Consider the following 7,781-nt stretch of genomic DNA (forward strand, 5'->3'; position numbering starts at 1 on the left):
ACATAATAGCACCATTCAATTACAATTTCAACTTTTTTTATTCGTTATTGCCCCTATATGTATGAAACATATCAAACTTATTTTTTAATCTCTCTATTTTTGCAAAGATGATTTTTGAAATTAAAAACAAAAATACAGCTGTAGATAAACCATGAATCATATTAAAAAATATTCCACTCATATATGTGGCTAAAAAAACAGACAGCTTTGGTTCATCTGTATACATAAACACGGTTGCCGTATCCAAAACAATTCCATACAAAAAAAATGTTACTATAAAGCCATAAACTGATATTACAACTCTGTTATAAATATATTTTTTGATTTTTCCCGAAAAAATAACTGCTGAAAAAAAACCGAGCAATCCAAAAGCCATCATCTGCCAGGGAGTCCAGGGACCCTGCCCAAAAAAGAAATCTGACACAAAAGCAGTGAACGCACCACATAAAAAACCGGACTGCTTTCCAAGCATGATTCCGGTTATTATTATAATTGCTGCACAAGGTTTAATTTGCGGTGTCATAAAAAATGCGACTCTTCCTACAATTGCCAATGCAGTCATTACCGACAACAAAACAACCTCCCTTGTTTTGGGCTTTCTCTTTTCAAACGACCACAAAAATAAAATAATGGATACTGCAATTATAATTATTGAGATAATATAATAACCTCTCATTAGCCAAAAGCTAAAATCTATTTCTGCTTTTAATGGATAATTGACTTCATATAACATACCACATCCTCCATCTTAACAGCGCCTTCAATCATCCTGCCTGCCATCTTTGAGACAGTTGTAGTGTAAAATCTATTGCCTGCAAAAAATTCTCTACAACAATTTACCGCAATAAGACTTCCATTTGCAAATAATCCACACCTGTCAGCATACTCTCCACAAAAGTCTAAATCATGGCTTACTATAATAATTGTCTTCCCCTGATTCTTTAAGTCTACCAATAATTTTCCCAATTCCTCTTTATAAATCCCATCGATAGCTTTTGTAGGTTCATCCAGCAGTAAAATATCCGGATTTTCCATAAGCACCTTTGCAATTGCTACTTTTTGCTGCTGCCCACCACTAATATCATATGGGTGTCTCTTTTGAAGACTATTCAATCCCATTTTACGAATAAGCTGCTTATCTGCTCCCTCTAACTCTTCTCCAACACTATCTCTATAAAACAGATTTTGTACATTTTGTGGCAATAATGCCACTTTTCCGTTCATATGTATTTTTCCTCTATATGGTTTTTTCACCCCCGAAAGCAACCACATCGTGGTAGTCTTTCCCGTACCGTTTCCACCGAGAATCGCAAAAATTTCTCCCTTTTTTACTGTGAAATTAAGACCTTTTACAATGTCCTCTTCCCTCTTTTCATAACGATACCATACATTCTGGCAACAAATTGCCCGCTCATTTTTACGAATGTTTAAATTACCGGAATCCTCAACTATTGTTTGTATTTTTATATTTTGAACAATTTTCTCTGCAATCCATTCTCTTCCCTGTTTTATGGAAATTGGTATATCTCCACTATATTCTGTATAACACTTTTCAAATATTCTAGTAGGAATCGGCATTAATTTTCCTAAATCTTCATCCTGAATATGAGCCACTACCTCTTTTGTGTCACCATATCTGATAATTTTTCCATCATCCATTACAATTACTTTATCCGCAATATCCATAACAGAACTTACCCGGTGTTCAGATAAAATTATCGTTATGCCGAAATCCTCGTTGATTTTTTTTAGGGAACCGACGAACTTTTCTGCTGCGATAGGATCTAACTGCGAAGTCGGCTCGTCTAATATTAATACATCCGGATTCATTATCAATACTGCCGCCAGATTTAATAATTGTTTCTGACCTCCCGACAACTTATCGGTATCCATAAAATACAAATCCATTATTTCAAAATATTCGGCTATCTCCGCCGTGCGTAATCTTATCTCCTCTGAACGATATCCCAGATTTTCTAATCCAAATGCCAGCTCATGCCATACTTTATCTGTGACGATTTGATTATCAGGATTCTGCATTACAAATCCAATTTTTTCTACCTGCTCTCTCTCAGTCAGATAATCCAGCTCCATATTTTGAAAAAGAACACATCCCTCATATCTCCCCTTTGGTCTGATTGATGGTTTCAGACTTTTTAAAAATGTGCTTTTCCCACATCCCGTCTTTCCACATAAAAGTACAAATTCTCCTCTTTCAATACCAAGTGAGATATCTTTTAATGCCGGATTTTCTAAATAACCGCCTTTCTCCATATCAGGATAAAAAAACGTTAAATCTTTGATTTCAATCTGTGCCATTTTATATCCTCCTTAATATTTATTATTATGGGCATAACACACAGAGTAAAATAAATTATGTAAACTATAATATTCCCCTTCACCCTTATATATGGATAATAAAATGTATTTATTTCTCCTCTAAATAACGCTCCACAGAGAATGACAAACAATACTGCCATCCATAAAATAACAACCACATCTCTCTTTTCTATTTTATAATGATTATAACTTGTCCTTTTCGTAACACCGTATCCTCTGGCTGTCATGGAATCCGCCGTCTCCACCGAATTTTCCAATGCCCAGGTAATTGTTATCGAAAAGTTATAGGCGCCATTTCTCATCTTATTTATCCATTTATTCGGTTTTCCATGTAATGCCTTCTGAGTCATTGCAATCTCTCTGCTCTGTCTTGTAAACTTTGGCACAAACCGAAATATCATTGTCAGCAATAGTGCAACCCCTGGCATCACTTTTCCGATAAGCGCCAAAATCTTATCTTCCGACATAACTACATTAAAGGTAGAAAACCAAAACAACATTGCCACAATAATTAGAGAAGCAAATATTCCATACACAATAGACTCTAATGTCACCGGATTTCCTGTAAATAAATAAAAAAGCAAAGTTGCCCCCTTATGTGAAAATAAAGGATTTATAATACACGAAAATATAAAGACACTAAAAGCCATTACACAAAATTTTATGCTTTTTTCTCTTTTTAAATATACACAATATGTTACAGAACAAACACAGGATATTATTACGAGTCCCATCTGCATCTGAAACATTGTTATCCCTAGTACCATAATGTAAAAAACTATATTTACTAATGGATGAAACCTTGAAAACTCATCTGTCAATTTTTTAAATCCTCTCCTAAATTACATGTATAATGCCACTCAATTGCGTCTCCGTCTTTTACATAATACTCACTACAGCTTGTATTAGAATATACCCCATTTACACAATACTCCCATCCTGATAAATCACCGCAGGAAAATTCATATATATTATCAATTCCTTCTATATATGCACTACTTCCTGTAAATGAAGCTTCCATTAAAATATTATCTTTTTTCAATTCCCGATTCAAAACTTCATAAACATTATCATTTTCGTAAACCGGTACCTCTCTTTTCTCAATAATCACTCCATTTTCAGGAATAAAATCTTTTACCGACTTATCCAATTTTTCCAAATTGTCAAACACCGTAGAACATTCTACCATGATTGTACAGGTTCCAACCTCACTTGATTTCGTTTCTGCTTTTTTGCACCCACTCGTTCCAATACAAATGAAAACCAGAAAAAACAATCCTAATGTTTTCATCTTCTTTTTTTTAAATAAATAATACACCATTCCCGCACCTGCCGGTAATATGACCACAAGAATCATCCAGAGAAAAGATTTATTCTTCCTATTTTGTCTGTGTTCTTCTCCCTTGCTTTCCATAGCGTTTTTCTCAATACTTACTATTTCTTCTGGCAGATTATCTGTAACAGCCACCTTATTGTCCTTGTTTTTACTTCTTTTAACTTTCCTATTTGCTGTTGAAGTTTCTATTTTTTCACTAAATGTTTCTACATCCTTACGGTCAGTTTTTCTCTCGCTTTTATTCAATGTAGGAATTGTATTTGTTTCATTTTTTTTCTTATTCTTATTTCTTGTTTGTTTTCTGCCAACATTTTTATTTGTATTGACCTTTTCCCTGACTATCGTTCTCTTTACAATTCCATCACTCATACTGTAAAATCTATTCATTCCACAAATATTTCTATAATATGATGTCAATGCATACATAGCCTGCTCCGTTGCCATCTGATTCACTAAAGTATTTTCCAGATGTTTAAAGCCGCCGCCTGAATAAAATTGAAGTAATCCATCTATTACCGTATTATCATTTTTTACAAACCGCTCATCATCAATTTCTATATTTAACTCAGACATTGCCATTAACACTTGAGACGTACTGTTACAATTCTTTTTGCCACCTGATTTAAAACTCCCATCACTCTCCTGGAGCTTTCCCAGACAATTTAATCCACTTTGTATTGCAGCACTTACACGCTCATTCTTTTTATCATACGGTGTCAATGCCTGAATTGCCATAGCAGTCATATCCACATCTGCATTTTTTCCCGCTATTGCCCATCCGCCATCCGGCAATTGATTATCCAAAATAGATTGAATCAACTTATCCCTTGTTGTCTTCTTTCTATTATAACTGCTTTTTGGGTTAGGAATGCTATAATTTCCACAATCAAGCGCAATCAAAGCATACACTACACCATTTGCTCCACTCAACTTTACATTATCCAGCTCAGCAAGAGGCTGAATCAAGTTATATCCCGCAAAATTTTCCGGCTTCTCCCCTATTGCCGTAAGCGCAATAACAACTCTTGAATACTCAGTATATTTCCTTTCAGATAAAACTCCATTACATTCTTTCAAATGCTTTTTCAAATTAGATTTGTAGATACTTATATAATCGTCTGTTATTACTCCATATCTCGAAAGTCCCGTAACTAACCATTCCCCCCCGATGCTTCCACAAGTAGGAGATTTCACTTTATCCATCTCATAGACAGCAATTTTGTCCAAATACTTTTCTGTCTCACCTTTACTTAAAATCGTTTTCCCTTGTGCTGTAGTTATGTAAACCAGACTTAAAAGTATTAATAATACACACGTCGAAAATTTTTTATAAATATTATTCTTCATTAACTTATTTCCTATCCCTTATTGTATTATAATATAGGCAAGGACGGATGCCCCTGCCTATACTTTACAAAACCGTATTTATTTCTTTATCTTAACAGATTTTTTCTTACTCCATTTTCCATAATGTCTTATACCCTTTACTTTTTTGTAAGCACGAACCTGAACATAACATCTCTGCTTTTTCTTAAATTTCTTTGTTGTTAATGAAGTTTTTTTCGTTGTTTTTACAGTTGCTTTTTTGAATTTCTTGTTAGTAGCGTATTTATATTGATATCCGGTTACACCAGACAGCTTCTTTACACGAATTTTTGCCTTATATCTTTTTACATTTTTTACACTTTTAATCGCTGCCCTTGCCACCTTAATTTTTGGCTCCGACTGCTGCAAACTGTTAATATAATCTTTTTTAGCCTTTTGCAGTGTAATCAACGCTGTATCTATCCTGTCTTGTGGCGCATTATATTCCTCTAATAAAGTAACTGCGTTTTCATAAGCAGTCTTTACCCCTGCATCTTTCATCATCTCAGCATTTTCCGAAACAACTGCTGCTTCTCTTATCAGTTCATCTTTATTTGCCAGGGTTACTTTTGGTATCCCCGTATAACTTTCTGTATCAAATCCAATATCAGCTCCATATCCATATAAGGAAAATTGCCATCTGATAACATCTCCCGGCTTTACTTCTATAGAGTCTGCTGCTGCACCCGTGTCTACATTATTGACTGTAAACATCCATCCTGACATTGTATTATAAGAAGCTGTTCCAAGACCGCCATTTTCATAACTATTACCATCATTTACTTCATTTGTCGGCGCCTTTACCACACTTCCATCCCACATAGCCACATCCGGCATGGCTGATATCTCCTTTGGAATATTCACAATACCTGTATCCGCATTATTAATACTCTCTAAATAAAATCCATAATCACCAGCGGTGCTTGGATAAGTAATTCCTTTTAATGACATGACTTTCTCAAAAACTTTTGCTACTGTGTCACCGGATTTTACCTCTACTGTTACAGGTCTTACAAGAAATCCCTGACCAATTGTCGTTCTCTCTACCGTTACCGTAACAGTATTTTCCGCAATACCTGCTTCTGTTGCATTGACAGGTACTAAAGCCACAGATAAAAACATTACCATGGACATAAATACAGTCAATATTTTTTTTGTTACATGATTCATTTTTTCCTCCTTCTTCGCCTTGCCTGCGAAAACCAGATAACTGTGTTGACATATCCTGACTTAAGTTCACCCTACTAAAAGCGCCTTCCAGGTCTCCCCGTGACATAATGCTTTTTTCGTCCCTCTTACAGTAGAGAAAGACTGTGCCGGATTTTCACCGGACTTCCCTTAAACTGAATTTATAATTCAGACCACAGCTATTGTTAAAGTTACATGCCTATTCTATAACAGCCTTTTAGGCATGTCAAATTTATTTGTCCCTATTTAACGTACATCTACACATCACCTTACAATATATTACCCCCACTAATGTGCTGAGCATTGTTGCCAGTATGGCGGGAGCTACAATTAATGCAGGATTATCTGAGCCATATTGACTCCTATATGCAATCATGTTTACCGGTATCAATTGCAACGAAGAAATATTTATTACCAGAAACGTACACATTTCATTTGTCGAAATATGACTGGGAATGATTCTGCCTTTTTGTGGAATTGGCTCATTGGATAGTTCTTCCATCGCTTTTAGTCCTGCCGGTGTTGCCGCCCATCCCAACCCAAGAATATTTGCTATAATGTTTGTTATAATATGCGGCCTTGCTTTATGCTCTTTTGGAATCCCGGGAAATAACCAGCTTATTACCGGTTCTAATAACTTTTCAGCCTTTTTAATTAATCCGCTTTTTTCAGCCACCTCCATAAATCCCATCCACATACTCATAATTCCGAGCATTGTAATACAGAGTTTTACTGCTTCCTCAGCTGATGAAATTGCACCGTTTCCCACCTGCTCTATATTTCCGGTAATCAAACCATATACAACCCCAATAATAATCATAAATGCCCAAATATAATTAAGCATACATACTACCCTAAACAGATTTATTATTAAATAATATTCATATTTTATTTTTCTTATTACAAGAATGAGTATCTCTTACGACATAATATCCTATATACAAAACACTGCATAACCTATCACAGATTATGCAGTGTTTTTATTTCATTAATTCGTTATAAATATCTCTCTTAGATACTCCTCTATCCTTTGCAGCCATTTTCATTGCTTCTTTTTTATCATTTCCCTGATTTATATAATAATCTACATGTTGAGCAATACTCATATTCTCCCACTTACTTCTTTTTTCAAGTTCGATTGTCTGTTCATCTTTCCCTGCAATAACCAGTACGAACTCTCCCTTTATCTCTGAATTGGAATATTTCTCTAAGGCCTTGTTAAATGTAGTCTGAAACGCTTCCTCGTATCTCTTTGTCAACTCCCTGCATATGGTTAACTCCCTATCTCCTAAAACATTCATCAGTTCTTTAATGTCTTCGTCAATCTATGAGGAGCTTCATAAATAATAATCGTCCTTGTCTCATCTTTAAGACTCTCTAAGACCCTTGCCTTTTCTTTTTTATCTTTTGGCAGAAATGCTTCAAAGCAAAATCTTCTGGTTTTCTGTCCTGACATAGTAAGCGCTGTTATACAGGCTGCTGCACCGGGAAGTGACGTAACCTCTATTCCTGCCTGATAAGATCGGAAGAGCACACGTCAGAACTCCAGTCA

7 protein-coding genes and 1 riboswitch are annotated in these 7,781 nt (G+C 35.3%); all 7 genes read right to left on the reverse strand.

Annotated features, from left to right (window positions below; all coding sequences use genetic code 11):
- Positions 1–37 precede the first annotated feature (37 nt).
- A complete protein-coding gene (locus tag Q5O86_RS05450; protein WP_302626133.1) occupies positions 38–733 on the reverse strand; it encodes an ECF transporter S component in 696 nt (231 codons plus the stop codon).
- Positions 706–2,319, reverse strand: a complete 1,614-nt coding sequence (locus Q5O86_RS05455; RefSeq protein ID WP_302626134.1) for an ABC transporter ATP-binding protein — start codon at positions 2,317–2,319, stop codon at positions 706–708. Before Q5O86_RS05455 ends, Q5O86_RS05450 begins: the two co-directional genes overlap by 28 nt.
- Positions 2,292–3,161 (reverse strand): energy-coupling factor transporter transmembrane component T, encoded by an 870-nt coding sequence (locus Q5O86_RS05460; RefSeq protein WP_302626135.1) that lies wholly within the window; start codon positions 3,159–3,161, stop codon positions 2,292–2,294. The genes Q5O86_RS05455 and Q5O86_RS05460 overlap by 28 nt, the downstream gene beginning before the upstream one ends.
- Positions 3,158–5,023, reverse strand: coding sequence for a DUF4430 domain-containing protein (locus tag Q5O86_RS05465; protein ID WP_302626136.1), 1,866 nt, complete (start codon positions 5,021–5,023; stop codon positions 3,158–3,160). Before Q5O86_RS05465 ends, Q5O86_RS05460 begins: the two co-directional genes overlap by 4 nt.
- A 78-nt stretch (positions 5,024–5,101) precedes the next feature.
- Positions 5,102–6,211, reverse strand: coding sequence for a DUF4430 domain-containing protein (locus Q5O86_RS05470; protein WP_302626137.1), 1,110 nt, complete (start codon positions 6,209–6,211; stop codon positions 5,102–5,104).
- A 26-nt stretch (positions 6,212–6,237) separates the two neighbouring features.
- Positions 6,238–6,422, reverse strand: a riboswitch (cobalamin riboswitch).
- Between the two features lie 39 nt (positions 6,423–6,461).
- Positions 6,462–7,073, reverse strand: a complete 612-nt coding sequence (locus tag Q5O86_RS05475) for a nucleoside recognition domain-containing protein (protein ID WP_302626138.1) — start codon at positions 7,071–7,073, stop codon at positions 6,462–6,464.
- 136 nt (positions 7,074–7,209) lie between these two features.
- Positions 7,210–7,530, reverse strand: a complete 321-nt coding sequence (locus tag Q5O86_RS10900; RefSeq protein ID WP_368074742.1) for a hypothetical protein — start codon at positions 7,528–7,530, stop codon at positions 7,210–7,212.
- Positions 7,531–7,781: the final 251 nt, after the last annotated feature.

Source organism: uncultured Eubacterium sp. (genome assembly GCF_937958975.1).
GTDB lineage: Bacteria > Bacillota > Clostridia > Lachnospirales > Lachnospiraceae > Eubacterium_G.